Raw genomic sequence first — 25,106 nt, forward strand, 5'->3', positions numbered from 1 at the left:
CCGACTCGTTCCTCGTCGGTGAGGTGTGCCTTCTCATGGGCTTGTTCGATTCCGTGAGCTCCGTCGCGCTCAACAGCGCCCTCGACGGTCTCGCGCTGCGCCAGCGAGCGATCGCGGACAACGTCGCGAACGTCAACACCCCGAACTACCACGCCCGGCGCGTCGCGTTCGAGGACGCCCTGGCGAAGGCCGTGAGCCACGGCCACGGCGCCGTCGAGGCCACGACCGCGCGGTCGCTCGAGCCGACCCGTGAGGACGGCAACAACGTCAACCTCGACACCGAGACGCTGCTCAACGTCGACACGAACCTGCGCTACCAGCTCGCCACGCAGGCGGTGTCCGGGCAGTTCGCCGGCATCCGCGCGGCGATGAGGACCAGCTGATGACCATCTTCGGCGCGATCGGCATCGCGAGCACCGGCCTGACGGTCCACCGCAAGTGGCTCGACGCGGTCAGCGACAACCTGGCCAACGTCAGCACCGTCCGGGCGACCTCCGAGGAGGCGTTCAAGCAGAAGTACGTCATCGCGACGGAGAGCGCGGGCGAGAACCAGGGCGTGCAGGTCGCCGGGACGCTCGAGGGCAGCGGCGAGGGCCGCCTCGTCTACGAGCCCGACCACCCGCTGGCCGACGAGCAGGGGTACGTGCGCTACCCCGACATCGACATGTCGAGCCAGATGACCCAGCTGATCATGGCGCAGCGCGGCTACCAGGCGAACGCCGCGGTGGTCGACCGCGCCAAGGAGACCTACACCGCAGCGCTGCAGATCGGACGCTCCTGATGACCTTCGCCGTCGCCCCCGTCCAGGCCGTCACGGCCGCGACCCCGGGCCTGCCGACCGCGCCCGTCGCCGACCCCACGTCGGGCGACCGCTTCGCGTCCGTGCTGAGCGGCGTCGACGGCCTGCAGCAGCTGCAGTCCACGTCGAACGACCTCGCCGTCAAGGCCGTCACGGGTGACCTCGACGACGTGCACGACTACACGATCGCCGCCGCGAAGGCGTCGACCGCGCTCGAGCTCACGGCCGCCGTGCGGAACAAGGCCGTCGAGGCGTTCACCGAGATCATGCGGATGCAGGCCTGATGCCCGCGCAGCTCCAGGCGGCCCTCGACCGGACCACCGCCGCGATCAAGCAGTTCACCGTCGCGCAGCGCACGCTCGCGATCATCGGCCTCGCCGGCGTGCTGCTCGGCGCGTTCGCGCTGAGCAGCTGGATGTCCCGGCCCACCATGAGCCCGCTGTTCACGGGCCTGTCGGGCTCGGACGCGAGCGCCGTGGTCGACCAGCTCACGTCGGACGGCGTGAAGTACCAGCTCGCCGACGGCGGCTCCACGGTGCTCGTGCCCGCCGACGCGCTGTACTCCGAGCGCATCAAGCTCGCGGCCGCCGGCCTGCCCACCAACGCGGACGGCGGCGGCTACTCGCTGCTCGACGACATGCCCATGACGTCGTCGGAGTTCCAGCAGCAGAAGACGTACCAGCGCGCGATGGAGGGCGAGCTCGCCAAGACCATCTCCGCGATCGACGGCGTCGAGGCCGCGACCGTCAAGCTCGCGATCCCCGAGGACAGCGTGTTCGTCTCGGAGAAGTCCGACCCGACCGCATCCGTGTTCGTGCGCACCAAGCCCGGCGTGACGCTGTCGCTCGACCAGGTCCAGGCCGTCGTGCACCTCGTGTCCGCGGGCATCGACGGCATGAAGCCGACCGACGTCGCGGTCGTCGACTCCACGGGCGAGGTCCTGTCGGCCGTCGGCACCGGCACCACGGGCGGCGTCGCGGGCCAGCAGGCCAGCGACTACGAGGCCCGCGTGCAGTCGTCCGTGCAGGCGCTGCTCGACCGCGTCGTCGGCCCCGGCAAGTCGGCCGTGACCGTGACCGCGCAGGTCGACCAGACCCAGAAGGACACGACCGTCGAGCAGTTCTCCGCGACGCCCGACACCCCGCCGCTCGCGCAGTCGACGACGTCCGAGGAGTACACGGGCAGCGGCGCGACCGGTGCGACCGGCGTGCTCGGCCCGGACAACATCGCCGTGCCGAACGGTGACAGCACCGGCACGGACGGCTCGTACAAGTCGACGACCGAGGACAAGACCAACGCCGTCAACAAGAGCACCGAGGTCACGCACGCGGGCCCCGGCGCGATCGAGCGGCAGTCCGTCGCCGTCGTGCTCGACGAGAAGGCCGCCGCGCCGCTCGACATGGTCGAGCTCCGCAAGACGATCGCGGCCGCCGCAGGCATCGACGAGACCCGCGGCGACACCGTCGCGGTGCAGGCCGTCCCGTTCGACACCGCCCAGGCCGCCGCCGCGGAGCAGGCCCTCGCGGCCGCCGACAAGGCGGCCGAGGCGGCGCGCAAGGACGACCTCATCAAGCAGGCGGCGATCGGTGCCGTCGTGCTGCTGCTCCTGCTGTCGATCGCCGTCGCGATGGCTCGCCGGTCCCGCCGCGCGCGCCGCACCGCGCTCGACCTCGGCGAGCTGCCCGTGCTCGGCGACGCCGGCGGACGCGCAGCCCTCGAGGGCATCGCCGCCGAGGGTCTGCCCGAGCTCCCGCCCGCACCGCGCGACGACGAGCCCGACCTCGTCACCCGCAAGCGCGCCGAGATCTCCGCGCTCGCCGACGAGCAGCCCGCCGAGGTCGCCGACCTGTTGCGCGGCTGGCTCGCACCCACGACGTCCGGGCGGCGCTGATGGCGGCGCTCACGGGGTCGCAGAAGGCGGCGATGCTCCTGCTCCAGCTCGGGCGCGAGCGTGCCGCGCGCGTCATGGCGCAGCTCGACGTCAACGAGATCGAGGCGCTCACCGCCGAGATCATGCGGCTCGACCGCATCGACCAGGCGATGGCCGACGACGTGCTCGAGGAGTTCTACGAGGTCTCGGTCGTCGGACCCGGCGTCAACGGCGGCCTCGGGCTCGCGGAGCACCTGCTCGTCGCGTCGCTCGGCCAGGAGCAGGCGTCGACCATGCTCGAGCGCCTCCAGACGACGCTCGCCGGCCAGCCGTTCGAGTTCCTGCAGCAGGCCGACGCGCGCCAGGTCGTCTCGCTGCTGAGCAGCGAGCACCCGCAGGCCATCGCGCTCGTGCTCGCGCACCTGCGACCCGAGCACGCGTCGCAGATCCTCGCCGGTCTGGACCCCGAGCTGCAGGCCGACGTCGCGCACCGCATCGCGCTCATGGAGCGGGCGAACCCCGACGTCGTGGGCGTCATCGCGGAGCAGCTGCAGCGCAAGGCGTCGACCGTGCTCGCGCCGCGTGAGCTCGCCGTCATCGGTGGCGTGCAGCCGCTCGTCGAGATCATCAACCGCGCCGACCCGACCACGGAGAAGGTCATCCTCGAAGGGCTCGCGAGCCGCGACGAGGAGCTCGCCGAGGAGGTCCGCAGCCGGATGTTCGTGTTCGGCGACATCGTGCTGCTCGAGGACCGCGCGATGCAGCTCGTGCTGCGGCAGGTCGAGACCGCGCAGCTGTCCGTGGCGCTCAAGGGCGTCAGCGAGGGCGTGCGCGACACCGTCATGCGCAACCTGTCCGAGCGTGCCCGGGAGAACCTGCTCGAGGAGATCGACCTGCTCGGGCCCGTGCGCCTGTCGCTCGTCGAGGACGCCCGCGCGTCGATCGTGCAGGTCATCCGCCGGCTCGAGGAGTCCGGGCAGATCCTGATCCGCCGCGAGGGAGAGGACGAGTTCGTTGCCTGACACCTTCGTGCCGCACACGCACCCCACCGCCACCGCGACGCCGGGCCGGTTCCTGCCGTCCGACGTCGCCGCCGGCGCGACGCCCGTGCAGTTCCGCGTCGCGTCCAGCGACGTGCCCCCCGCCGTCGTGACGTTCCGCCCCGCGCCCGTCGGCGGGGTCGGCGTCGTCGACCGTGCCGCGAGCGAGTCGGCGCGCGCCGAGGGGTTCGCCGCCGGGTTCGCGGCCGGTGCCCGCGAGGCCGCCCGTGTCGCCGAGCTGCACGCCCGGGAGGCGCTCGCTGCCCGCCTCGCGCAGGAGTCCGAGGCCGCCGCGGTGACCGCACGCGCGCTCGACGTGCTCGCGGCCTGCGCCGACGCGGCCCGCGCCCGCACCGAGCCCGTCGTCGCCGACCTGCAGGCCCGGCTCCAGCTCGCGGCGCTCGAGCTCGCCGAGGCGCTGCTCGGCACCGAGCTCGCCGACCACGAGCGGTCCGGCCGCGCCGCCCTGGTGCGTGCGCTGCGCCACGCCGACGAGATCGAGGCCGTCACGGTGCGGCTGCACCCGGCCGACCTCGCCGCGCTGCAGGCCGCCGGTGCGGACGCGCCGCGGGACGGGCTCGTGCTCGTCGCCGACGCCTCCCTGGTGCCCGGTGACGCGGTCGCCGAGCACGCCGACGGCTACCTCGACGCGCGCCTCACCACCGCCGTGGCGCGGGCGCGTCGTGCGCTCGACGGGTCGGCCGACCACGGGAGCATCGCGTGACGGCGCTCCTCACCGACTGGGACCGCGCGCTCGCCGCGACGGCCCCCGAGGTCGTGGGCACCGTGCGTGCCGTGGTCGGCCTCACGGTCGAGGTGCTCGGCACCGGAGCCGCGGTGGGTGAGCTCGTGCGCATCGACGACGACGTGCTCGCGGAGGTCGTCGCGACCGACGGGCCGACCGCGCGCTGCATGCCGCTCGGGCCGACGTCCGGCCTGCGGGCCGGGATGCCGGTGCGGCCGATGCGCGAGGCGCTGAGCGTGCCCGTCGGTACCGGGCTCCTGGGCCGCGTGCTCGACGGGCTCGGTCGTCCGATCGACGGCTGCGGCCCGCTGCGCCCCGACGCGTGGGTGCCGGTCGACGGCGCCGCACCGCACCCGCTCGAGCGCAGCCGCGTCGACGCCCCGCTCGACCTGGGCGTCCGCGTGCTCGACACGCTCGTCACCGTCGGCCGGGGCCAGCGCCTCGGCCTGTTCGCCGGCTCGGGCGTCGGCAAGTCGTCGCTGCTGTCGATGATCGCGCGCGGCACGGACGCCGAGGTGTCCGTCATCGCGCTCGTCGGCGAGCGCGGCCGCGAGGTCCGCGAGTTCCTCGAGGACGACCTGGGGCCCGAGGGCCTCGCCCGGTCCGTCGTCGTCGTCGCGACGTCCGACCAGCCGCCGCTCGTGCGCCTGCGCTCCGCGTTCGTCGCGACCCGCATCGCCGAGCACCTGCGCGACACCGGCGCGCACGCCGTGCTGATGATGGACTCACTCACCCGCGTCGCGATGGCGCAGCGCGAGATCGGCCTGTCCGTCGGCGAGCCGCCCGCGACCCGCGGGTACCCGCCGTCGACGTTCGCGCTGCTCGCGCAGCTGCTCGAGCGCGCCGGCACCGGTGCGACCGGCTCGGTCACCGGGCTGTACACCGTGCTCGTCGACGGCGACGACCATAACGAGCCCATCGCCGACGCGGCCCGCTCGATCCTCGACGGCCACGTGGTGCTCGACCGGCGCCTCGCGGTCGCGGGCCACTTCCCGTCCGTCGACGCGCTCGGCTCGATCAGCCGTGTCGCGTCGCGCGTGACGACCGCCGAGCAGCGCGACCTCGCCCGTCGCCTGCGGGCCGTCATGGCCGCCCGCCGCCAGGCGCAGGACCTGCTCGACGTCGGCGCCTACGTCGCGGGCTCCAACCCGCTCGTCGACGCGGCCGTGACCCACGGCAAGGCAATCGACCAGTTCCTGCAGCAGGGCATGGACGACGTCGTGCCCGCCTCCCAGGCGTGGGCGCACCTGCACGCGCTGGTCAACGCGCTCGGGGACCTGACGTGAACCGCCGGTTCCCGCTCGCCGGGCTGCTGCGCGTGCGCGCGATGGCCGAGGAGCGCGCCGCCGCCGAGCTCGCGACCGCGCGTCGCGACGAGCGGGCCGCCGCGGCCCGCGCCCGGTCGACCGAGGACCGGCTCGGGGCGTCCGGGCTGCCGACCGTCGCCGAGGAGCGCGCGTTCCAGGCGGCCGTCGCGAGCCGCGTCGCGCTCGCGTCGATGCTCGTCGAGCAGCGCGCCACCGCGGTCGCCGCGCAGGAGGAGACCGAGCGCCGCACCGAGGTCTGGTCGGACGCGCGCCGGCACGTGCGCGCGATCGAGCGGCTCGAGGAGCGGCACGACGACATGGTCCGGGTCGAGGAGGCCCGCGCCGAGCAGCTGGTGCTGGACGAGGTGGCCGGACGACGGGCCGCCGGGCAGGGGAGGGCAGACGCATGACGGTCGACGGCATCCAGGCCGTGCAGGCCCGCATGGCCGAGCTGCGGGCGCTCGTCAGCACGCCCGCGACGACGACGACGTCGACGACGGGCACGGCAGGCACGACGGCGACGGGCACCGACTTCGCGTCGACCCTCGCCGCAGTCACCGGGTCGGCCCCCGAGCCGACGCAGGGCGCGACCGCGCAGTCCCTGCTCGCGGCCGCCGAGAAGTACGTCGGCACGCCCTACGTGTGGGGCGGCGAGTCGCTCGACGAGGGCGGGCTCGACTGCTCGGGCCTCGTGCTGCGCTCGCTCGCCGACATCGGCGTGACCGACGTCCCGCGCGTCGCCCGGGACCAGCAGAGGCTCGGCACCGCGGTGCCGTCGCTCGACCAGGCCCTGCCCGGCGACCTGCTGGTGTTCGGCGGGGGCACGCACATCGCGATCTACGAGGGGGACGGGAAGATGATCGACGCACCGAAGCCGGGCGGGAAGGTCGGGATCCGGGACGTGTGGGGCACGCCCACCGCGATCCGGCGGATCCTGCCGCAGGAGTCGTCCGCCGACCTCGCGGCGCAGCTCAGGTCGGTGCTGGGGGCGTCGGGGACGTCGTCGGCGTCGGTCTCGTCCCTGTCGCAGCGTGCGCAGCTCGACCTGCTCACGTCGCTCGGCACGACGAAGGTCGCGTCATGACCGCGGCCCTCGCGCTGGCCCTGCGCGGCATCCCCACGCAGCGCACGAGCACCGAGGACCGGACCGACGCCGGCAGCGGCGACGCGTTCGCGCGCGTGCTCGACGCCACGCACGCGGATGCCCCGGCGAGCGCGTCCGGCACCGGGCCGCGGCGCTCCGCGGACGACGCGGGCCGACGCGACGTCGACGGGCGGCGCCCGACGGACCGCGCCGACCGCATCCACCGGACGGACCGGGCCGAGCGTCGTGACGGCTCCCCGCGGGCCGACCGCACCGACCGCCCCGACCGCCCCGACCGGACGGACCGGACCGACCGCGGCGCGGCCGCCGACGGCTCGACCCGGACCTCGTCGAGCACGCCGGCCGAGGCCGACACCACCGCCGCGCCGTCCGCGTCGACGACGATCGCCACCGACGCCGCTGCCACGGCCGCCTCGCCGGTGACGGACGGCATGCTCGAGCAGGCCGCGTTCGCGATGCTCGTCGCGGCGTCCGTGTCCGCGGGCACCGACACGGGTCCGGCCGCAGCGTCGACGACCACTGCCGGCACCGGTGCCGAGGGCGCTGCCCCGGTCGCCGCAGCGTCCGTGCCCGCGGCCGGCACCACCGTCGCTGCGCCGACCACCGGGCTGCCGGCCGCACCGGCACCCGCCGCCCCGACCGCCGACGCCGGCACCGCCGCGACGGGTCCCGGCTCACCCGGCACCACGCCCACCGAGGCCGGGTCGGACGTGGCTGCACCCTCGGCTGCCGCGGCGGGCTCCGGCGTTCCCACGCCGGCCGCCAGGACCGCGGACCGTCCAGTCACGGCGTCCGTCACGGCCGCCCCCGCGAGCGCGGTCGCGACCGGTACGGCCGCGACGACCACGCCCACGACCGCGGGCCCGCGCGTGGCCGCCGCGACGACCCCGGCCGTCGACGCGGTCGCCCCCGGCATCACGGTCGTGACGCCGGCCGTCCCGGTCGCGCAGCCCACGGCCCCGGCCGCGGCGACGCCGCCACCGGCCCCCGCCGCCCCGGCCCCCGCCCCGGCCCCGGCTCCGCTCTCCGAGCAGCTCGGCGCCCGGCTCACGCAGCTCACGGGTCTGTCGCACGGTCGCCACGTGCTCACGGTCCCGGTCGACCCGGAGCACTTCGGCCCGGTGAGGATCGTCGCGCACATCGGCCCCGAGACCGTGCGCGTCGAGCTCGTCGGCGGTACCGACGCGGCCCGCGAGGCCCTGCGCGGCTCGCTGTCCGACCTGCGCCGCGACCTCGCGTCGAGCGGCGTGCAGGTCGACGTCGGCACCGGCAGCGACCAGGGCGGCGCCCGTGACCGGCAGCCCGGCGGCACGTCCTCGGACCGCGCACCCGGCGACGCGCCGGCCGCGGACCGCAGCGACCGGACCGAGGGCCGCAGCCCCCGACCGACCCTCGCGCCACCGGGACGCAGCACCGGGCTGGAGCTCGACCTGTGACCCGCATCCCTACCCGCACCTCGGAGGCACGATGAGCATCGACGTCTCGTTCCTGGGCGCGACCGGCGCCGCAGGGACCGCCGGCTCCGGCAAGACCCCGACCAAGGAGCTCGACAAGCAGGCGTTCCTCGACCTGCTCGTCGCGCAGCTGCGCAACCAGGACCCGAGCAGCCCGATGGACTCCTCGCAGCTCATGCAGCAGACCACGCAGCTGTCCGTGATGGAGAGCCTCGTCGAGCTGTCCAAGACGCAGAGCGAGTCGTTCGCGCTGCAGATGCGGATGTCCGCCGCCCAGCTCGTCGGGCAGCAGGTCTCCTGGACCGACGCGGACGGCGGGGCCCACTCGGGCGTCGTGCAGTCGGTGTCCTACGCCGGTCCCGTCCCGACGGTGAAGGTGGGCGACGAGGACGTCACCCTCGACGCCGTCTCCGCCGTCACCACCCCCACAGCCTGATCCAGCGCACGACCACCCGAAGGGAACTCCCATGCTCCGCTCGCTCTTCTCCGGCATCAGCGGTCTGCGCAGCCACCAGACCATGCTCGACGTCACGGGCAACAACATCGCCAACGTCAACACGACGGGCTTCAAGTCGTCGCAGACCCAGTTCCAGGACACCCTGAGCCAGGTCATCCAGAACGCGGGCGGCGCGCAGGCCGGCGTCGGCGGCACCAACCCGGCGCAGGTCGGCCTCGGCGTGCGCGTCGCGGGCATCACGACGAACTTCACGCAGGGTGCGTCGCAGATGACGGGCCGCAGCACCGACATGATGATCCAGGGCGACGGCTTCTTCGTGGTCCGCAAGGGCCCCGAGACCTACTACACGCGCGCGGGCTCGTTCGACTTCGACGCGACGGGCCAGATGGTCCTCCCGGGCGAGGGCGCCCTGGTGCAGGGCTGGATGGCCGTCAACGGCGTCGTCGACACCAACGGCCCGCTCACCGACCTGCGTGTGCCCGCCGGCACGCTCATGGCGGCGGTCGCCACCACGTCCGCGACGTACGAGGGCAACTTCGACGCGGCTGCCGCGGCCGGCACGGTCCTCAACCGCACGATCGACGTCTACGACTCCACGGGTGCGGCGCGCGAGCTCGAGCTCACGTTCACGAAGTCGGCGACGGGCTGGTCCGTCGAGGGCATCGACGGCGCGACGACGACCGGCCCGCAGGCGATGACGTTCGCCGCGAACGGCTCGCTCACCACGCCGACGTCGCTCACGGTCGGCGGCCTCACGGTCGACCTGTCCACCATCACGGGCTTCTCGGGCCTCGACACCGTCAAGGCCAAGACGCAGGACGGCCAGGCCGCCGGCACGCTGCTGTCGTTCGCGCTCGGGGCCGACGGCACCATCACGGGCTCGTTCAGCAACGGCCTCAAGCAGACGGTCGGCAAGCTGGCCCTCGGCTCGTTCACCAACCCGGCCGGCCTGGAGAAGGCGGGCGGCTCGCTGTTCCGCACGGGCGTCAACTCGGGTGCCGCGCAGGTGGGCTCGGCCGGCACGGGCGGCCGCGGCTCGCTCGCGGGCGGCGCGCTCGAGATGTCGAACGTCGACCTGTCCAGCGAGTTCACCAGCCTGATCATCGCCCAGCGCGGCTTCCAGGCGAACAGCCGCGTCATCACGACGTCCGACGAGGTCCTCCAGGAGCTGGTCAACCTCAAGCGCTGACGCCCGGGGCCCCGGCCCCGACGCCGCATCGCGCGAGCCCAACATCAGGGTCATCCGCAGTCCGTGGGACGACATCGGTGTTGGGCTCGTCGGCGTTCGTGCCGGGTGGGCTCAGTCGAGCTGCACCCGGCCGCCCTCGTCGTCCGACCCGGTGAGGTGCCGGCCCCACGGCTGCAGGTCCTGGACGCCGTCCGGGTACGGCGCCCGGAACACCTCCTGCCCGGAGCTCGGGTCGTACGCCACCACGGCCGCGTGCGCGTCGGCGCCGGTGCGCTCGTACGCGACGAGCACGTGCCGGGGGTCGGCCATGAGGCTCTCCGGTGCGAGGCCGTCCTCGTCGGCACTCCGCCACAGCACGTGGCCCGACCGCCCGTCGACCGCGGTGACCCCGTGTGCCCCGGTGACCAGCACGCGACCCCGCAGCACCAGGGCGAGCCCGGGCGTCTCGACGCCGACCGTCCACCGGGTGCGGCCGGGACCCACCTCGGCGCCGTGCACCGAGCGGACGTCGGCGGTGAGCGCGACCCCGGACAGGCTGCCGTCGTCGACCTGGACCGCGAGGGGGTGGCCGTCGAGGACGACGTCGTTCTCCGGGTCGCCGTCGGGAGCGACGAACGTCGCCCGGTTGGACCGAAAGGCGCCGTCGGTGGTGACGACGAGGCGGCGCGTGCGCTCGTCGCGGCGGAGGTCCCACGCGGTCGCGTCGGCGTCGACCAGGCCGCCGCGGACCCACCGTCCGTCGGTCGAGAGCAGCACGGCCGCCCGGTCGGGCGGCACCAAGGCCATCAGGTCGCCGGACCGCAGGAGCGAGACGTCGGGGGCGCCGACCCCCTGCCGGCCGGCGGTCGGTGTCGCGTCCTGCTCGTAGGTCCAGCGCTCGGTGCCCGTGAGCATGTCGTAGCCCGTGACGACCGCCAGGTGGCCGGTGAGCGCCCCGACGGCGACGAGCCCGCCCGGCATCAGCGCCAGCGTCTCGCCGGCTGGCACGGGCCAGCGGGTCTCGACCGACCCGTCGGTGGCGGACAGCACCACGACGCCGACCGCGGTCGTGGGCACGGTCTCGATCGCGCCGCTCTCGGTGAACGCGGTCCCCCCGTCGGCGACGAGGCACACGACCCGGGTCGCGGACAGCGGGTCGACGCCGGGGACGACGTCGGTGTCGCACGTGCTGGCGGACGCGACGTGTGCGGCACCCGCGAGCCTCGCGTCGGCGGGCAGGAGCGGTGCCGTCCACCCAGCGCCGGCCGGGTCTGCCCAGTGGTACGCCAGCGACCCGTCCGACCCGCGTCGCAGGGTGCCGCCGGGGACGGGGGCCGGCTCGGCGAGAAGGTTCTGGGGCAGGCGCCGGCCGACCGTGAGGGTCTCGTCGACCGGGGTCAGCACGCCGGGCACCTCGGCGAGCCGCGCCACGGCCGCGTCCTCCCGGGCGGTCGCCACCCACTCGCCCGCCCCGATGCCGGCCGCGGCCACCGCCGCACCGACCACGAGCCACCGGCGGCGGAACGGCAGCCGGAGCGGTCGGGCGGCGGCCGGAGACGTGGGTACCAGGTCGTCGTCCTCGTCGAGCTCGACCTGCTGCACGTCCTTCCGGTGCACCATGTCGGGACACTATCGGCGCACCACGGCCAGCACCCGCGGGTCGTCGAGGGCGAGCGCGGCTTCCAGGGACTGCGCCCATCGGGAGGTAGGTGCGCGTCCCGTCCCGCGGCCGCGGATCAGGCCGACCGACGGCCCGAGGGGAGCAGAAGCGACAGGCCGGCGGCGACTACGGTGAACGCGGTCGCCCACCAGAAGGCCGTGTCGAACGCAGCTGCCAGTGCCGTCAGCGAGGTCGCACCGGCCGCCGCGCTCACGAGGATCACGGCCAGCACGGCGGTGCCGAACGAGCCGCCGACCTGCTGCGCGACGCGCGTGATGATGCTGGCGTGCGGCACCTCGTCGTGCTCGAGCCCGACGAACGCCCCGGTCATGAGCGGGATGAGCACCGCCCCCAGCCCGAACCCGCGCACGAGCAGCGTCGTCATGAGCACCCACGTGCTGGTGTGCTCGGTCGACAGTGCGAACGGCACGGTCGCGAGCGCGAGGACCGCGAACCCGCCGACGGCGACCCACCGGCCGCCGATCGCGTCGGTGAGCCGCCCGGACAGGGTGCGCGACGCGAGCGCGCCGATGCCCTGCGGCACGAGCAGCAGGCCGGCGCCGAGCGCGTCCTCGCCGCGGACCTGCTGCCAGTACAGGGGGAGCAGCAGCATCGCGCCGTACAGGGCGACGCCCGTGAGGAACAGCAGCACGGTCGACGTGCCGAGCGCGCGGTGCCGCAGCAGCCGGACGTCGATGAGGGCCCGGTCGCCGCGGCGCAGCGCCCAGACGGCGAACGCGGCGAGCAGCCCGAGGCCCGCGACGAGCGGGACGACGACGCGCGAGTGCCCGAACCCGCCGAGCACGCCGACCTGCGTCAGGCCGAAGATCACGCCGACGATGCCGGGCGACACGAGCAGCACGCCGACCACGTCGAGCGGGACCCGCCGCCCGGGGAGGTCGCGGGGGATGAGCCGCACCGCGAGCACGAGCCCGACCGCGCCGAGCGGCAGGTTGACGAGGAACAGCCACGGCCACGAGAGCTGGTGCAGGATCAGGCCGCCGACCACCGGGCCGAGGATCGGGCCGAGCGCGGCGGGCAGGCTGACGGTCGCCATGAGCCGGCCGAGGTTCCGGCCGCGCGCGGCCTGCATGAGGATCGTCGTCATCAGCGGCATGAGCACGCCGCCGCCGACGCCCTGGATCGCGCGGAAGGCGACGAGGCTGGTCGCGTCCCACGCGGCGGCGCACAGCGCCGAGCCGAGCAGGAACACGGACAGCCCGACGATCCAGAGCCGCTTGCTGCCGAGCCGCCCCTGCGCCCAGCCGGACAGCGGGATCGTCACGAACATCGCGAGCAGGTACGCGGTGCTGACCCACTGGATCGTCGAGACGCTCGCGTGCAGCGACGTGCCGAGCTCGTGCAGGCCGACGCTGACGATCGTGGTGTCGAGGATCACCGCGATCGCCCCGACGATGATCGCCGTCGCGAGGCGCTTGAGCTCGGGGTCGATCGCGGCGGACGCGCGCTCGTCGGTCGCCAGCCTCTGGGACATGGGTGCGCTCCTGAATAAGATGCGGGGCTGCTTCTTATCGCCGACGGTACGCCGCAGCAGTTAAGATGCGCAAGTGCATCTAGACGATCCCGACGACGACGGCCGGAAGCGCCGCCGCGGTGCCGCGCTCGAAGAGGCGCTGCTCGAGGCCGCCTGGGCCGAGCTCGTCGAGCGGGGCTACGGCGCGTTCACGCTCGAGGGCGTCGCGCAGCGCGCGGGCACCAGCCGTCCGGTCATCTCACGCCGCTGGGCGAGCAAGGCCGACCTCGTCCGGGCCGCAGCCGCGCACACGCTGTGGCAGGAGCGCATGGACGTCCCCGACACCGGCAACCTGCGCGACGACATCCTCGGCCTGCTGCGGGAGGCCAACGACAAGCGCGTCGACGCCACGGCCCTGCTCACCGCGCACCTCGCCGGCTACTTCCGGGAGACGGGCACCAGTCCCGCCGAGTTCCGCGAGTCCTCGATCGGCGGACGGGCCACGTCGGTCGACGTCATCCTCGACCGGGCCGTCGCGCGCGGCGAGCTCAGCGGCGAGGGCCTGACACCCCGCCGCCGCACGCTGGCCTTCGACCTGTTCCGGCACGAGGTGCTCATGCGGCTCGGTCGCGTGCCCGACGACGTCCTCGTGGAGATCGTGGACGACCTCTACCTGCCGCTCCTCGGCGTCACGGCGGCGCGGCCGGCCGGCTGACGTCCGTCGCCGCAGGTCAGACGCGCACACGCGTTCCCGACCGCCCGTTTCCCTCATCGCCGCGCCGCGGCGGCCGATCAGAGACTCGAAGGGCCCACGGACGGGCCCGGCGGGAGAAGCCGCACGCAGGAACCAGGTGACCAGGGACGGTAAGCCGTGATTGTCGTGACGCGCCTCAACGGAGGACAGATCGGGGTGAACCCCGACCTGGTCCAGCGCATCGACAGCGCGCCGGACACGATCCTCACGCTCATCGACGGGACCAAGTACATCGTCGTCGAGTCGATGGACGAGGTCATCGACCGGATCAACGAGCACCGCGCGTCGATCCTGGCCCGGGCGCGCGAGATCCAGGCGTCGCCGCACATGGAGCTGGTGCCGGACCTGCCTGAGGAGTCCGACGAGCAGGCCGCCGCGCCGCTCGCCCCCGCCGTGCCGATCCGACCGAGGAGCATCTGAATGGACCCGGCTGGACTGATCGGACTGGGCGTCGCCTTTGCGGCGATCTTCGGCGCGATGACCATCGAGGGCACGAACCCGATGGCGATCCTCCTGCCCGCCCCGCTGCTGCTGGTGTGGGGTGGCACGCTCGGCGTCGGCCTCGCGGGGCACACGCTGCGCGACGTCAAGGGCGCGTTCGCGGCCGTCCCGCGGGCGCTGCGCGCCTCCGTGCCTGACCCGTCGCACACCGTCGACACGCTCATCGACCTCGCGGACCGCGCCCGGCGCGAGGGTCTCCTCGCGCTCGAGGACGCGGCCCGGAACATCCCCGACATGTTCCTGCGCGGCGGCCTGCAGGCCGCGATCGACGGCACCGACCCGGACGACCTGCGCACGATCCTCGAGGACCGCATCGCGACGAAGCGGACCCGGGAGCGCATGTACGCCAAGTACTTCCAGGACATGGGCGGCTACGCGCCGACCATCGGCATCATCGGCACCGTCATCTCGCTCGTGCACGTGCTCGAGAACCTGTCGGCGCCGGCCGAGCTGGGCCACTCCATCGCCGCCGCGTTCGTGGCGACCCTGTGGGGCATCCTGTCGGCCAACACCGTGTGGCTGCCGCTGGCGACCCGCATCCGTCGCATCTCGGACCTCGAGTGCACGCAGATGGAGATGACCCTCGAGGGTCTGCTCGCGGTGCAGGCGGGCGCCAACCCGCGTCTGGTCGGCGAGCGTCTGCGCAGCCTGCTGGCCGACCAGCCGGCGGCGAAGGCCGCGGCGTGAGCACGCTCGGCGGCGGGCGCGGCGGTCGACGCCGCCGTCACGTCGAGGAGGACCACGTCAACCACGAGCGGTGGCTGATCAGCTACTCCGACATGATCACCGTGCTCATGGCGCTGTTCATCGTGCTGTTCGCGATCAGCCAGGTCGACCAGGAGAAGTACATCGCGCTGCGCGACTCGTTGTCGGCCGGGTTCCTCGACACCACGACGTCGCCGTCGGTGCTCGACGGCACGTCCGGCAACCTCGACGGGCGCAGCGTGCACCAGGAGGACACCCCCGCGGCGGGCACCGCGGGCATGGTGAACGCCGAGAACGGCCTGGGCATGCAGGCGGCCGACCCGATGGTGCCGCAGACGCAGACCCCCGCCTCGACGGTGGACCCGGCGGTGCTCGCGGCGGCGCAGGCGGAGGCCGCGCACCTGCAGCAGATCCGGGACGCCATCGCGGCGTCGCTCGCGGCGAACGGGCTCGACGGCGTCGTGCGGTTCCGCATCGACGAGCGGGGGCTCGTCATGGGCCTCGTCGCGGACGACGTGTTCTTCGCGCCGGCCCGCGCGGAGCTGACCGCGACCGCGATGCGCGTGCTCGACGTCGCCGCCCCGGTGATGGTCGGGCTCGGCGAGAACGTGTCCGTCGAAGGGCACGCGAACAACATCCCGGTGTCCGGCCGCTACCCGACCAACTGGGAGCTGTCGTCGGACCGGGCGACGCAGGTGCTGCGGCACCTCGTCGAGGCGGACGGCATGCCCGGCAACCGGATCATGGCGGTGGGCTTCGGCGACACGCGCCCGCTCATGACGGACGGGTCGCCCGAGGCGCTCGCGGCGAACCGTCGCGTCGACCTCGTCATCCTCAGCAGCGCACCCGAGGCGGTGCGCGCCCTCATCCCCGCGCTGACGGCAGGAGCGTAGACATGCCCATCGAGCAGCGAGTCATCTCGGGCCCGAAGATCGGGGCCAAGATCGGCGGCGGCGCGTCGTCGGTGCCGCACCCGACCCCGGAGCCGGAGCCGGCGAAGAAGCGCAAGCTCAAGATGCGCCGCCCGGTGCTGATCGCCGTGGTCGCCGTCGTGCTGCTGGCCGGCGGTGCCGCGTACTGGTTCCTGTTCCGCAGCACCGGCCCGGAGATCCCGAAGGCGCCGGAGCCGGGTGCGGTCGTCACGGTCGACCCCGTGAGCCTCAACCTGGCCGACGGCCACTACCTGCGGATCGGGTTCGGGCTGCAGCTCACCAAGGAGACCGTCGAGACCCCGGACACGGCCCGCGCGCTCGACATCGCGATCAGCCTCTACTCGGGGCGCACGGTCGCCGAGATCTCCGACCCCGCGACGCGGGCGTCGCTCAAGGCCGAGCTGGTCAAGCAGCTCACCGACCAGTACGACGGCGAGGTGATGGACGTCTACCTGACGAACTTCGTCACGCAGTAGGCCGGCACGACGCCGGCGAACCGGGGCGCCACGGAGGGCGCCGCATCGCTTCGCCCCCTTCTCGAGGGAAGCCGACCCAGGACGGGTCGGTGCGGAGATTCTCGTCACTCGGATGGCTCACATCCGTCGTGCACCCGCCGATAGGCGGTTCGTGACCACGCACCAGGGGACCTCGCGGCGCACCCGCAGCACCGAGCCGGAGCCGTACGACTTCCGGCGCCCCCTCACCCTCTCCCGCGAGCACGCACGCCATCTCGAGATGGCCTTCCAGCGTGTCGCCCGCCAGTTCGGCACCCAGCTCACCGCGCGCCTGCGGGTCGTCAGCCAGGTGACGTTCGACGACATCACGCTGCGCACGTACGACGAGTACGTCGGCGGGCTGCCCACGCCGACCGCGATGGTGCTGTGCACGATCGACCAGAACAAGCAGACCGCAGTCCTGCAGATGCCCGTGGGCGCGATGCTCGTGTGGATCGACTACCTGTTCGGCGGCGACGGCCGCGGCGACGACCGCGAGGGCCGTGAGCTCACCGAGATCGAGTGGACCCTGGTCAAGGACCTGCTGGCGCACGCACTGGGCGACCTCGAGTACGCCTTCGCCGGCGTGACGGCGTTCGCGCTGTCGGTGCGCGGCGTGCAGTACAACCCGCAGTTCGTGCAGGCGGTCGCCGCGCAGGAGACCGTGCTGGTCGCGACGTTCTCGCTGCGCGTGGGGGAGCGCGAGGAGGCCATGTCGTTCATGGTCCCGTCCGACCTGCTCCTCGGCGCCCTGCGCGCGAACGAGGGCGCCAACACCCGGTCGGAGGAGGAGCAGCGCGTCGCCGCGCTCGCGCACTCCGACCTGGAGCGGTCCGTGCAGGACGTCCCGGTGGACGTCGCCGTGCGGTTCGCCCCCGTCGTCGTGCACCCGCGCGACGTCGTGCACCTCGCCGTCGGCGACGTGCTCCCGCTGTCCCACCCGTCGACCGAGCCGCTGGACGTCGTCGTCGACGGGGTCGTGCTCGCCCGTGCCGCCGCCGGCAGCCACGGGTCCCGGCTCGCCTGCCAGGTCGTCACCGTCGAGGAGATCCCCGCATGACCATCGCCACCACCACCCTCGGGAAGGCCGCTGCCGACGCCGCCGCCGCGCTCGTCCCGTCGAGCGTGCCGCTCGTCGCGGTCCCCGCGTCGTTCGCCGACGTGCCGGCCGACTCGACCGCGATGGTCGCCTCGTTCGTCGGGTCGCCGAGCGCCGAGCTCGCGGTCGTGGCGGACGGCGCGGTCGCGGACGCGGTGTCGGCCGCGGTCGAGGCCGGCACGCCCCTCGCACCGGTCGACGCGCTGCGCCCCGCGCTCGAGGCCGCGTCGCGCGCGCTCGGCGCCGGGGTGCTCGAGACGGTCCGCCCGGAGCCCGTCGCGAAGGTCCTCGCGGAGGACACCGAGGTGTACGCGCTCATGGCCGGTGACGTCGCCGCGGCCTGGTTCGCGGTGCGTGTGCGGGGCGCGAAGGTGACGACGCCGACGACGTCGCAGGTGCCGACGCCGCGCGCGAACCTGCGCATGCTCTACGACGTCGAGATGACGCTCACGGCGGAGATCGGCCGCACGCGGCTGCCCGTCCGCCAGGTCCTCGAGCTCGCGCCCGGCGCGGTGCTCGAGCTCGACCGCACCGCCGGCAGCCCCGCGGACGTCATGGTCAACGGCCGGCTCGTCGCGCGCGGCGAGGTCGTCGTGGTCGACGAGGTGTACGGCATCCGCGTCACCGAGATCGTCGCCGGCGGGGAGCAGATCGGCTGATGAACGGTCTCATGCTGACGCTGCGCGTCCTGCTGTCCCTGGCCTGCGTGATCGCCCTCATCTGGTACGTGGGGCGACGCTGGGGCGGTCAGGGACGGTCGGCGGGCGCGTCGCGTGAGGCCAGCCTCCAGGTGGTCGGGCGGCAGTCGGTCGGCCGCCACTCCGGTGTCGCGGTCGTGGCCGTCGGCGCGCGGCGGATCCTCGTCGGCTACGGCGAGCAGCAGGTCACGCTGCTGACCGAGCTCGCGCCCGTGGCCGAGGTCCAGCCGAGCCCCGTCGTGCCGAAGGCGCCCAAGGCCCCGGCCAAGCCGAGCGTGCCGCAGCCCCGCACGGGCGACCTGCCCGCGGGCCTCGCGGACAGCCTGCGCCCCGCGCCCCTGCAGGGGTCGGTGCTGTCGCCGGCCACGTGGAAGCAGGCCGTGCGCGCGCTGCAGGACAGGACCGTGCGGCGGTGACGGCCGCCGCCCGCGAGCGCCGGGTCCCGGCGCTCCACAGCCTGCTGCGCTCGTCGCTCGTCCGGCGCGTGCTGCTCGTCGTGGCCCTCGTGACGGTCGGGCTGGTCACGAGCGCCGCGGCCGCGTCCGCCGCGCCCACGGACCCGACGGCCCCCACCGCGCCCGCCACGGGAGACACCGTCTCCGTCGCCGTCAACGGCGTCAACGGCACCCCGTCGAGCTCGATCGTGGTGCTGCTCGGCATCACGCTGCTGTCCGTCGCGCCGGCGCTGCTGCTCATGACGACGAGCTTCACCAAGATCTTCGTCGTCCTGTCGTTCACCCGGAACGCGCTCGGCCTGCAGGGCGTGCCGCCGAACCAGGTGCTCGCCGGGCTCGCGCTGTTCCTCAGCCTGTTCGTCATGGCCCCCACGGTGAGCCAGGTGAACAGCGACGGCATCCAGCCCTACCTCAAGGGCGAGGTGACGTTCTCCCAGGCCGTCGAGGACGGCGGCACCCCGCTGCGCGAGTTCATGCTCGACCACACGCGCGAGCAGGACCTCGCGCTGCTGACGCGTGCCGCGCACCAGGAGAACCCCGAGACGCACGACGACGTGTCGTTCGCGACGCTCGTGCCCGCGTTCCTGCTCAGCGAGCTGCGGTCCGCGTTCATCATGGGGTTCGTCATCTTCGTGCCGTTCCTCGTGATCGACCTCGTGGTGTCGGCGTCGTTGATGTCGATGGGCATGATGATGCTGCCGCCCGTGATGATCTCCCTGCCGTTCAAGCTGCTGCTGTTCGTGCTGGTGGACGGGTGGGGTCTGGTCGTCACGTCGTTGGTCGGCTCCTACACGGGGAGCGGCTGACATGGACACCAACGCGGTCCTCGACGTCGGCGTCGACGCGCTCGTGCTCGCCGCCAAGCTCGCCGCCCCGATCCTCGTCACGGCCCTCGTGGTCGGGTTCGCCGTCTCGCTCGTGCAGTCGGTGACGCAGATCCAGGAGGTCACGCTCAGCTTCGTGCCGAAGGCCATCGCGGTCGCGATCGCGCTCGTCGTCTCGGGGCACTGGATGATCTCGGAGCTCGTGACGTTCACGCACGACCTGTTCGAGCGCATACCGACGCTCGTCGGGGGCTGACGTGGACCCGATGGCGCTGTCGCTGCCCGTCTCCCTCGTGGAGACGACGATGCTCGCGGGCGTGCGGATGGCCGCGTTCCTCGCGATCGCACCGCCGTTCGCGGCCCGGTCCGTGCCGGCGACCGTCAAGGTCATGCTCGCGCTGGGCCTCGCGCTCGCCGTCGGGCCGCGCCTCGAGCCGCTGCCGTCCGACACCACGGGGCTGTTCGTCGGGGCGCTCGCCGGGCAGGCCGTCATCGGCGCGGGGCTCGGGTTCCTCGTGTACCTGGTGTTCTCGGCCGTGCAGTCCGCGGGCGGGCTCATCGACATGTTCGGCGGCTTCCAGATGGCCGCGGCGTACGACCCGATGAGCATGACGAGCGGCGCGCAGTTCGCGCGGCTCTACCAGATGACGGCCCTCGTGCTGCTGTTCGTGAGCGACGGCTACCAGGTGGTGCTCGCGGGGCTGGTCCGCACGTTCGACGCGCTGCCGCTCGGCGTGCTCATGGAGCCGGGCCCGCTCGCGGAGACGCTCACCACGGGCCTCACGCAGATGATGGTCGCCGCGCTGCAGATCGCGGGCCCGCTCGTCGTCGTGCTGTTCCTCGCCGACGTCGGGCTGGGCCTGCTGACGCGCGTCGCGCCCGCGCTCAACGCGTTCGCGCTCGGGTTCCCGCTGAAGATCCTGCTCACGCTCGCGTTCGGCTCGTTCGCGTTCCTGGCGCTGCCCGGTGTCGTGCACGCGCTGACCGGGCGGTCCGTCGAGCAGCTGCTGGGGGTGCTGCCATGAGCGACGGGCAGGAGAGGACGCACAAGGCCACCCCGCAGCGGATGCGGGACATCCACCGCAAGGGCAAGCTCGGCCGGTCGCAGGACCTGTCCGCGTGGGTGGGCCTCGCGGCGGCGGCGGTGATGCTCCCGATGGTGCTGACCCGCGGCAAGGCGGCCGCGCTCGACCAGCTCGCCGAGGTGCGCGCCGTCGCGCACGACCCGACGCCCGAGGGTGCCGTGCAGGTGCTCGGTGACGCGCTCGGCTCGGTGCTCACCACGCTCGCGCCGCTGTTCGTCGTGCTCGTCGGCGTCACGCTCGCCGTCGGCATGGCCCAGGGCGGCTACCGGCCGCGCAAGCTCACGCTGCACGTCGACCACCTCAAGCTCGGCGGCGCGGTCAAGCGGCTGGTGGGCATGCAGGCGTGGTGGCAGGCCGCGAAGACCGTGCTCAAGACGGCGGTCGTCGCGCTCGTCCTGCTGACGGCGGTGCAGGCGCTCGTCCCGACGCTCATGGCCTCGGGCAGCCTGCCGCTGTCGCACCTGCTCGGCACCGCGTCGTCCGGCACCGCGAACCTGCTGCGGCTCGGCATCGGCGCGGGCGTGCTGCTGGCCGTCATGGACGTCGTCGTCGTCGCGCGGCGCAACCGCAAGCAGACCCGCATGACGCTGCGCGAGGTCAAGGAAGAGCACAAGCGGACCGAGGGGGACCCGATGCTCAAGGGCGCGATCCGGGCCAAGCAGCTCTCGATGAGCCGCAACCGGATGATGGCCGAGGTCGCGAACGCCGACGTCGTGCTCGTCAACCCCACGCACGTCGCCGTCGCGCTGCGCTACGAGCCCGGCACCGGTGCGCCGCGCGTCGTCGCGAAGGGCGCCGGCGCCGTCGCCGCACGCATCCGCGCCGAGGCGTCCGAGCACCGCGTGCCGATGGTCGAGGACGTGCCGCTGGCCCGTGCGCTGCACGCCGCGTGCGAGCTCGGCCAGGAGGTGCCGTCGCACCTGTTCACGGCCGTCGCGCGCGTGCTCGCGTTCGTCATGTCGCTGCGCCGTCGCGGCATGGCCGCCGGTCAGCACCGCGCACCCGGCGGGTCGACGCTGCCCGCCGACGACACCACCGACCACAGGGCCGTGGCGCGCGCCGCGCGCCGGCCCCAGCCCCGTCCGGCCGCCGGCACCGCTGCCGACGCGTCCGCCACCACCCCGCAGGAGACCACCCGATGAAGCCCCGGTCCATCGCCCCCATGGCCGTCCCCGCGGGCGTCGTGGGCATCGTCCTGCTGCTCGTGGTGCCGCTGCCCGCGCCGCTGCTCGACGTGCTCATCGCCGTGAACATCACCGCGTCGCTCGTCATCCTGCTCACCACGATGTACGTGAAGCGGCCGCTCGACTTCTCGGTCTTCCCGTCGCTCATCCTCGTGTTCACGCTGTTCCGGCTCGGGCTCAACGTCGCGTCCACCCGGCTCGTGCTGCGCGACGGCTACGCGGGCCAGGTCATCGACGCGTTCGGCCACTTCGTGGTGGGCGGCTCGCTCGTCATCGGGCTCGTGATCTTCCTGATCCTCGTGGTCATCCAGTTCGCGGTCATCACGAACGGTGCGGGCCGTGTCGCCGAGGTCGGGGCGCGGTTCACGCTCGACGCGATGCCCGGCAAGCAGATGGCCATCGACGCCGACCTCAACAGCGGCCTCATCGACGAGGACACCGCCCGGAAGCGTCGCGCGGACGTCGCCGCCGAGGCCGACTTCTACGGCGCGATGGACGGTGGCTCGAAGTTCGTCAAGGGCGACGCGATCGCCGGCATCGTCATCACGGTCATCAACCTCGTCGGCGGCTTCGTCATCGGCATGGTCCAGATGGGCATGTCGGCGGGCGACGCGCTGCAGCGGTTCAGCCTGCTGACGATCGGCGACGGCCTCGTCACGCAGATCCCCGCGCTGCTGCTCTCGGTGTCCACCGGCATCGTCGTCACCCGGGCGACCGCCGAGGGAGACATGGGCACGGCCGCCGCCAAGCAGCTCGGCCAGTCCCGCACGGCCATGCTCATCGCGGGCGGCGGCGCGATCGCACTCGCCCTGCTGCCGGGCATGCCGAAGCTCCCGTTCATGCTGGTCGGCTGCGCGCTGATCTTCGCCGCGCAGCGCGTCAAGGCCTCGCAGGCCAAGGAGGCGGCCGCCGCCGAGAAGGCCGCGCTGCCGTCCCCGACCGCGCCGCCCGCCGACACCCCCGAGCAGCTCATCGAGCAGATGCGCGTGCACACCCTGGAGATCCTGCTGGCACCCGACCTCGTCGACCTCGTGGGCTCCGGGCCCGACGCCGACCTGCTCGCGCGCGTCCGCGGCCTGCGGCGCAAGACGGCCCTCGAGCTCGGCATCGTCGTCCCGCCCGTGCGGACCCGCGACAGCGTGGACCTGCCGCGGTCCACCTACGTCGTGAAGATCGCCGGCGTCGAGGTCGGCCGCGGCGAGGCGCCCGGCGGCCGGATGCTCGCGCTCGGCGACGACCTGTCCGCGCTGCCCGGCACAGCGGTGCACGAGCCCGTGTTCGGCCTGCCCGGCAAGTGGGTGCCCGCCGAGCTGCGGCACGCCGCCGAGATGTCCGGGGCGACCGTCGTCGACCGCGTGTCCGTGCTCATCACCCACCTCGGCGCGCTCATCACGCAGAACGCCGCGCGCCTGCTCGGCCGCGAGGACGTCCGGGTGCTCACCGAGTCGGTCAAGCGCGTCAACCCGTCCGTCGTCGAGGAGCTCGTGCCGTCGCTGCTCAGCCTCGGCGAGGTCCAGCGCGTGCTGCAGGGGCTGCTCGCCGAGGAGGTCCCGATCCGCGACCTCGGCCGCATCTACGAGGCGCTCGCGCTGCGCGCGCGGGTGTCGACCGAGCCGGAGGGGCTCGTCGAGGCGGCCCGTGCCGCGCTCGGCCCGGCGCTCGCGGCCACCTACGTCCAGGAGGGCGTCCTGCGTGTCCTCACCCTTGACCCGGCGCTCGAGCAGTCGCTCGTCGAGTCGCTGCGTCCCGGCGACCAGGGCACCCACCTGCTCGTCGACCCGAACCGTCTGGAGACCATGCTCGGCCAGCTCCGCAGCGCCGTCGCGACCGCCGAGGCCGACGGCCGCGCGGTCGTGCTGGTGTGCGCGCCCGCGATCCGTCCCGCCCTGCACCGGCTCGTCGCGCTCGGCCTGCCGCGCCTGCCCGTGCTCTCCTACGCCGAGGTGACCGGCGCGGGTGTCTCCGTCGAGACCGTGGGGGTGGTGCGCGGTGACCACGCGATTGCTGCTTGAGGGGTCCGACCTCGCCGAGCTCATGGCGCACGTCCGCTCCGAGCTCGGTCCGACGGCCCGCGTCGTGCGCGCCGAGCGCATCCGCTCGGGCGGGATCGGCGGGTTCTTCGCACGCGAGAAGTACGAGATCACGGTCGACGTGCCGCCGGAGCCCGTCGTCCGGCCGCGCGCCGCGCTGCGGGCCGTGCCCGCCGGGGGGATCGAGGCGCTGGTCGCGGCGGCCGACGACGCGGACCAGGGCCTCGACGACGCGCGCGGCCTGTCGGCGATGCCGGCCGGACGGCTGGCGGCCCGGTCGGAGTTCGCCGCGGTCCTGGAGAAGGTCAGCGGGCTCGTCGACGGCGACGTCCCGGACCTGCCCGAGGGCGAGGAGCGCGCCGCGCTCGTCGCGACCGCAGGTACCGCGATGCCGGCCGTGTCGGCCGACGCCGTCGCCGCGCTCGTGTCCCGGGCGGCCGTCCCGGACCCCGAGCCGGAGCCGGAGCCCGTCCCGTTCGAGCCGCTCGCCGCGGTGCCCGCCGTCCCGACCGCCGCCCCGGCCGGTGCTCAGACCGGCGCTCCGACCGGTGCCGCGCACGACGACGCGCCCGACGCCGACCTGCACGACGCCCTCGCCGACATCGGCGTCCCGCGCAGCCTCCTGACCGGCGGACGCGTGACGCTGTCGAGCCTGCTCGCCGACGTCCCCGCCGCCCCGCCCGTGCCGCGTGCACCGGGCTCGGTGCTCGTCGTCATCGGTGCGGACGACGACGCCGACGCCGTCGCCGCCCTGCTCGCCGAACGCCTCCGGCTCGCCCCGGACGCCGTCCGCCCCGCCGGCGGCTCGCGCCCGCGCACGTCGGGCCGGGCGCGCACGGGCGCCCGGATGGTCAGCGCCGAGCAGGTCACCGCCTGGCGTGCGGGCGCGACGAGCGCCGACCACCCGTGGGTCGTCGCGCTCGCGGTCGGCCCCGAGGCCGAGGACCGCGCCGCGGCCGCCGCGCTCGTCCGCGCGTGCGCGCCCGACCAGGTGTGGGCCGTCGTGGACGCGCGCACCCGAACGGCCGACGCGCGCCGCTGGATCCGGTCGGTCACGTCCTCCGTCGACGCCGTCGCGATGCGCGGCCTGCTCGACACCGCCGAGCCCGGCGCCGCCCTGGCCCTGGGCATCCCGGTCGCGTGGATCGACGGCGTCCCGGCGACGACCGTCGCGTGGGCGGCTGCCCTCAGCCAGGCCCTCGGCGACCACGCCCGCTGGGACTGACGGGGCGCGGCGAGGTCCACCCGGTCGTCGGGCGCGCGCCG

Annotated in this window: 28 protein-coding genes; 26 read left to right on the forward strand and 2 right to left on the reverse strand. The window is 74.1% G+C overall.

Translation table 11 applies throughout. The annotated features are described in order from the left end of the window. The first annotated feature begins 41 nt into the window (after positions 1–41). The 12 genes from J7523_RS00620 to J7523_RS00675 are packed head-to-tail and all read left to right on the forward strand — an operon-like array spanning position 42 to position 9,966. Positions 42–383 (forward strand): flagellar basal body protein, encoded by a 342-nt coding sequence (locus J7523_RS00620; RefSeq protein WP_291881651.1) that lies wholly within the window; start codon positions 42–44, stop codon positions 381–383. Further along, the gene (gene flgC, locus J7523_RS00625) at positions 383–781 is read left to right on the forward strand and encodes a flagellar basal body rod protein FlgC (protein ID WP_291881163.1); all 399 of its coding nucleotides are present in this window, start codon (positions 383–385) and stop codon (positions 779–781) included. Before J7523_RS00620 ends, flgC begins: the two co-directional genes overlap by 1 nt. Then, on the forward strand, positions 781–1,083 hold the full coding sequence (fliE, locus tag J7523_RS00630; protein WP_291881165.1) for a flagellar hook-basal body complex protein FliE: 303 nt from the start codon (positions 781–783) through the stop codon (positions 1,081–1,083). The genes flgC and fliE overlap by 1 nt, the downstream gene beginning before the upstream one ends. Beyond that, positions 1,083–2,690, forward strand: coding sequence for a flagellar basal-body MS-ring/collar protein FliF (gene fliF, locus J7523_RS00635; protein ID WP_291881166.1), 1,608 nt, complete (start codon positions 1,083–1,085; stop codon positions 2,688–2,690). The genes fliE and fliF overlap by 1 nt, the downstream gene beginning before the upstream one ends. Continuing rightward, on the forward strand, positions 2,690–3,691 hold the full coding sequence (gene fliG / locus J7523_RS00640; protein WP_291881168.1) for a flagellar motor switch protein FliG: 1,002 nt from the start codon (positions 2,690–2,692) through the stop codon (positions 3,689–3,691). The genes fliF and fliG overlap by 1 nt, the downstream gene beginning before the upstream one ends. Next, entirely contained in the window at positions 3,684–4,433 is a 750-nt protein-coding gene (locus tag J7523_RS00645; protein WP_291881169.1) for a FliH/SctL family protein, read from the forward strand. The genes fliG and J7523_RS00645 overlap by 8 nt, the downstream gene beginning before the upstream one ends. Further along, positions 4,430–5,740 carry a FliI/YscN family ATPase gene (locus J7523_RS00650; RefSeq protein WP_291881170.1) on the forward strand — a complete coding sequence of 437 codons (1,311 nt, stop codon included), beginning with the start codon at positions 4,430–4,432 and terminating at the stop codon, positions 5,738–5,740. Before J7523_RS00645 ends, J7523_RS00650 begins: the two co-directional genes overlap by 4 nt. Beyond that, entirely contained in the window at positions 5,737–6,171 is a 435-nt protein-coding gene (locus tag J7523_RS00655) for a flagellar export protein FliJ (RefSeq protein WP_291881171.1), read from the forward strand. The genes J7523_RS00650 and J7523_RS00655 overlap by 4 nt, the downstream gene beginning before the upstream one ends. Continuing rightward, positions 6,168–6,845 (forward strand): C40 family peptidase, encoded by a 678-nt coding sequence (locus J7523_RS00660; RefSeq protein WP_291881172.1) that lies wholly within the window; start codon positions 6,168–6,170, stop codon positions 6,843–6,845. Before J7523_RS00655 ends, J7523_RS00660 begins: the two co-directional genes overlap by 4 nt. Continuing rightward, positions 6,842–8,302: a flagellar hook-length control protein FliK gene (locus J7523_RS00665; protein WP_291881173.1), complete on the forward strand. Its 1,461-nt coding sequence runs from the start codon at positions 6,842–6,844 to the stop codon at positions 8,300–8,302. The genes J7523_RS00660 and J7523_RS00665 overlap by 4 nt, the downstream gene beginning before the upstream one ends. A gap of 31 nt (positions 8,303–8,333) precedes the next feature. Continuing rightward, entirely contained in the window at positions 8,334–8,756 is a 423-nt protein-coding gene (locus J7523_RS00670) for a flagellar hook capping FlgD N-terminal domain-containing protein (protein ID WP_291881174.1), read from the forward strand. Between the two features lie 31 nt (positions 8,757–8,787). Further along, a complete protein-coding gene (locus J7523_RS00675) occupies positions 8,788–9,966 on the forward strand; it encodes a flagellar hook protein FlgE (protein WP_291881175.1) in 1,179 nt (392 codons plus the stop codon). A gap of 111 nt (positions 9,967–10,077) precedes the next feature. Here the strand turns inward: J7523_RS00675 and J7523_RS00680 are convergent, their stop codons facing one another. Together J7523_RS00680 and J7523_RS00685 are read right to left on the reverse strand one after the other, a co-directional pair. Next, a complete protein-coding gene (locus J7523_RS00680; protein WP_291881176.1) occupies positions 10,078–11,565 on the reverse strand; it encodes a PQQ-binding-like beta-propeller repeat protein in 1,488 nt (495 codons plus the stop codon). A gap of 116 nt (positions 11,566–11,681) precedes the next feature. Beyond that, entirely contained in the window at positions 11,682–13,100 is a 1,419-nt protein-coding gene (locus J7523_RS00685; protein ID WP_291881177.1) for an MDR family MFS transporter, read from the reverse strand. Between the two features lie 73 nt (positions 13,101–13,173). Between J7523_RS00685 and J7523_RS00690 the strand changes: the two genes are divergently transcribed. From J7523_RS00690 to J7523_RS00755, 14 genes are all read left to right on the forward strand, one after another. Further along, entirely contained in the window at positions 13,174–13,794 is a 621-nt protein-coding gene (locus J7523_RS00690) for a TetR/AcrR family transcriptional regulator (RefSeq protein WP_291881179.1), read from the forward strand. Between the two features lie 156 nt (positions 13,795–13,950). After that, positions 13,951–14,253 carry a flagellar FlbD family protein gene (locus J7523_RS00695; protein ID WP_291881181.1) on the forward strand — a complete coding sequence of 101 codons (303 nt, stop codon included), beginning with the start codon at positions 13,951–13,953 and terminating at the stop codon, positions 14,251–14,253. Beyond that, entirely contained in the window at positions 14,254–15,021 is a 768-nt protein-coding gene (locus tag J7523_RS00700; protein ID WP_291881182.1) for a MotA/TolQ/ExbB proton channel family protein, read from the forward strand. Then, on the forward strand, positions 15,018–15,932 hold the full coding sequence (locus tag J7523_RS00705; RefSeq protein ID WP_291881183.1) for a flagellar motor protein MotB: 915 nt from the start codon (positions 15,018–15,020) through the stop codon (positions 15,930–15,932). Before J7523_RS00700 ends, J7523_RS00705 begins: the two co-directional genes overlap by 4 nt. 2 nt (positions 15,933–15,934) lie before the next feature. Then, positions 15,935–16,447 (forward strand): flagellar basal body-associated FliL family protein, encoded by a 513-nt coding sequence (locus J7523_RS00710; RefSeq protein ID WP_291881185.1) that lies wholly within the window; start codon positions 15,935–15,937, stop codon positions 16,445–16,447. A 151-nt stretch (positions 16,448–16,598) separates the two neighbouring features. Further along, entirely contained in the window at positions 16,599–17,525 is a 927-nt protein-coding gene (locus J7523_RS00715; protein WP_291881186.1) for a flagellar motor switch protein FliM, read from the forward strand. Further along, positions 17,522–18,223, forward strand: coding sequence for a flagellar motor switch protein FliN (gene fliN / locus J7523_RS00720; protein ID WP_291881187.1), 702 nt, complete (start codon positions 17,522–17,524; stop codon positions 18,221–18,223). Before J7523_RS00715 ends, fliN begins: the two co-directional genes overlap by 4 nt. Next, complete coding sequence (locus tag J7523_RS00725) at positions 18,223–18,678, forward strand: flagellar biosynthetic protein FliO (protein ID WP_291881188.1); 456 nt, start codon at positions 18,223–18,225, stop codon at positions 18,676–18,678. Before fliN ends, J7523_RS00725 begins: the two co-directional genes overlap by 1 nt. Further along, positions 18,675–19,523, forward strand: coding sequence for a flagellar type III secretion system pore protein FliP (gene fliP / locus J7523_RS00730; protein WP_291881190.1), 849 nt, complete (start codon positions 18,675–18,677; stop codon positions 19,521–19,523). The genes J7523_RS00725 and fliP overlap by 4 nt, the downstream gene beginning before the upstream one ends. Before the next feature lies 1 nt (position 19,524). Further along, the gene (gene fliQ / locus J7523_RS00735) at positions 19,525–19,797 is read left to right on the forward strand and encodes a flagellar biosynthesis protein FliQ (protein WP_203757584.1); all 273 of its coding nucleotides are present in this window, start codon (positions 19,525–19,527) and stop codon (positions 19,795–19,797) included. Positions 19,798–19,807: 10 nt separating this feature from the next. Then, on the forward strand, positions 19,808–20,566 hold the full coding sequence (locus J7523_RS00740) for a flagellar biosynthetic protein FliR (RefSeq protein ID WP_291881194.1): 759 nt from the start codon (positions 19,808–19,810) through the stop codon (positions 20,564–20,566). After that, positions 20,563–21,768, forward strand: a complete 1,206-nt coding sequence (locus tag J7523_RS00745) for an EscU/YscU/HrcU family type III secretion system export apparatus switch protein (protein WP_291881196.1) — start codon at positions 20,563–20,565, stop codon at positions 21,766–21,768. The genes J7523_RS00740 and J7523_RS00745 overlap by 4 nt, the downstream gene beginning before the upstream one ends. Further along, positions 21,765–23,822, forward strand: a complete 2,058-nt coding sequence (gene flhA / locus J7523_RS00750; RefSeq protein ID WP_291881198.1) for a flagellar biosynthesis protein FlhA — start codon at positions 21,765–21,767, stop codon at positions 23,820–23,822. Before J7523_RS00745 ends, flhA begins: the two co-directional genes overlap by 4 nt. Further along, positions 23,800–25,065 (forward strand): hypothetical protein, encoded by a 1,266-nt coding sequence (locus tag J7523_RS00755; RefSeq protein WP_291881200.1) that lies wholly within the window; start codon positions 23,800–23,802, stop codon positions 25,063–25,065. The genes flhA and J7523_RS00755 overlap by 23 nt, the downstream gene beginning before the upstream one ends. Positions 25,066–25,106: the final 41 nt, after the last annotated feature.

The sequence above is a fragment of the Cellulomonas sp. genome, from assembly GCF_017744555.1.
Classification (GTDB): domain Bacteria; phylum Actinomycetota; class Actinomycetes; order Actinomycetales; family Cellulomonadaceae; genus Cellulomonas.

What these genes read in the sequence shown, in the direction of transcription:
- J7523_RS00665 (WP_291881173.1), top strand. Translation starts at nt 6,842, where the DNA reads ATGACCGCGGCCCTCGCGCTGGCCCTGCGCGGCATCCCCACGCAGCGC.
- J7523_RS00660 (WP_291881172.1), top strand. Translation starts at nt 6,168, where the DNA reads ATGACGGTCGACGGCATCCAGGCCGTGCAGGCCCGCATGGCCGAGCTG.
- fliE (WP_291881165.1), top strand. Translation starts at nt 781, where the DNA reads ATGACCTTCGCCGTCGCCCCCGTCCAGGCCGTCACGGCCGCGACCCCG.
- J7523_RS00725 (WP_291881188.1), top strand. Translation starts at nt 18,223, where the DNA reads ATGAACGGTCTCATGCTGACGCTGCGCGTCCTGCTGTCCCTGGCCTGC.
- J7523_RS00675 (WP_291881175.1), top strand. Translation starts at nt 8,788, where the DNA reads ATGCTCCGCTCGCTCTTCTCCGGCATCAGCGGTCTGCGCAGCCACCAG.
- J7523_RS00740 (WP_291881194.1), top strand. Translation starts at nt 19,808, where the DNA reads ATGGCGCTGTCGCTGCCCGTCTCCCTCGTGGAGACGACGATGCTCGCG.
- J7523_RS00745 (WP_291881196.1), top strand. Translation starts at nt 20,563, where the DNA reads ATGAGCGACGGGCAGGAGAGGACGCACAAGGCCACCCCGCAGCGGATG.
- fliQ (WP_203757584.1), top strand. Translation starts at nt 19,525, where the DNA reads ATGGACACCAACGCGGTCCTCGACGTCGGCGTCGACGCGCTCGTGCTC.
- J7523_RS00710 (WP_291881185.1), top strand. Translation starts at nt 15,935, where the DNA reads ATGCCCATCGAGCAGCGAGTCATCTCGGGCCCGAAGATCGGGGCCAAG.
- fliF (WP_291881166.1), top strand. Translation starts at nt 1,083, where the DNA reads ATGCCCGCGCAGCTCCAGGCGGCCCTCGACCGGACCACCGCCGCGATC.
- J7523_RS00685 (WP_291881177.1), bottom strand. Translation starts at nt 13,100, where the DNA reads ATGTCCCAGAGGCTGGCGACCGACGAGCGCGCGTCCGCCGCGATCGAC.
- J7523_RS00700 (WP_291881182.1), top strand. Translation starts at nt 14,254, where the DNA reads ATGGACCCGGCTGGACTGATCGGACTGGGCGTCGCCTTTGCGGCGATC.
- J7523_RS00680 (WP_291881176.1), bottom strand. Translation starts at nt 11,565, where the DNA reads ATGGTGCACCGGAAGGACGTGCAGCAGGTCGAGCTCGACGAGGACGAC.
- fliN (WP_291881187.1), top strand. Translation starts at nt 17,522, where the DNA reads ATGACCATCGCCACCACCACCCTCGGGAAGGCCGCTGCCGACGCCGCC.
- fliG (WP_291881168.1), top strand. Translation starts at nt 2,690, where the DNA reads ATGGCGGCGCTCACGGGGTCGCAGAAGGCGGCGATGCTCCTGCTCCAG.
- flgC (WP_291881163.1), top strand. Translation starts at nt 383, where the DNA reads ATGACCATCTTCGGCGCGATCGGCATCGCGAGCACCGGCCTGACGGTC.
- flhA (WP_291881198.1), top strand. Translation starts at nt 21,765, where the DNA reads ATGAAGCCCCGGTCCATCGCCCCCATGGCCGTCCCCGCGGGCGTCGTG.
- J7523_RS00670 (WP_291881174.1), top strand. Translation starts at nt 8,334, where the DNA reads ATGAGCATCGACGTCTCGTTCCTGGGCGCGACCGGCGCCGCAGGGACC.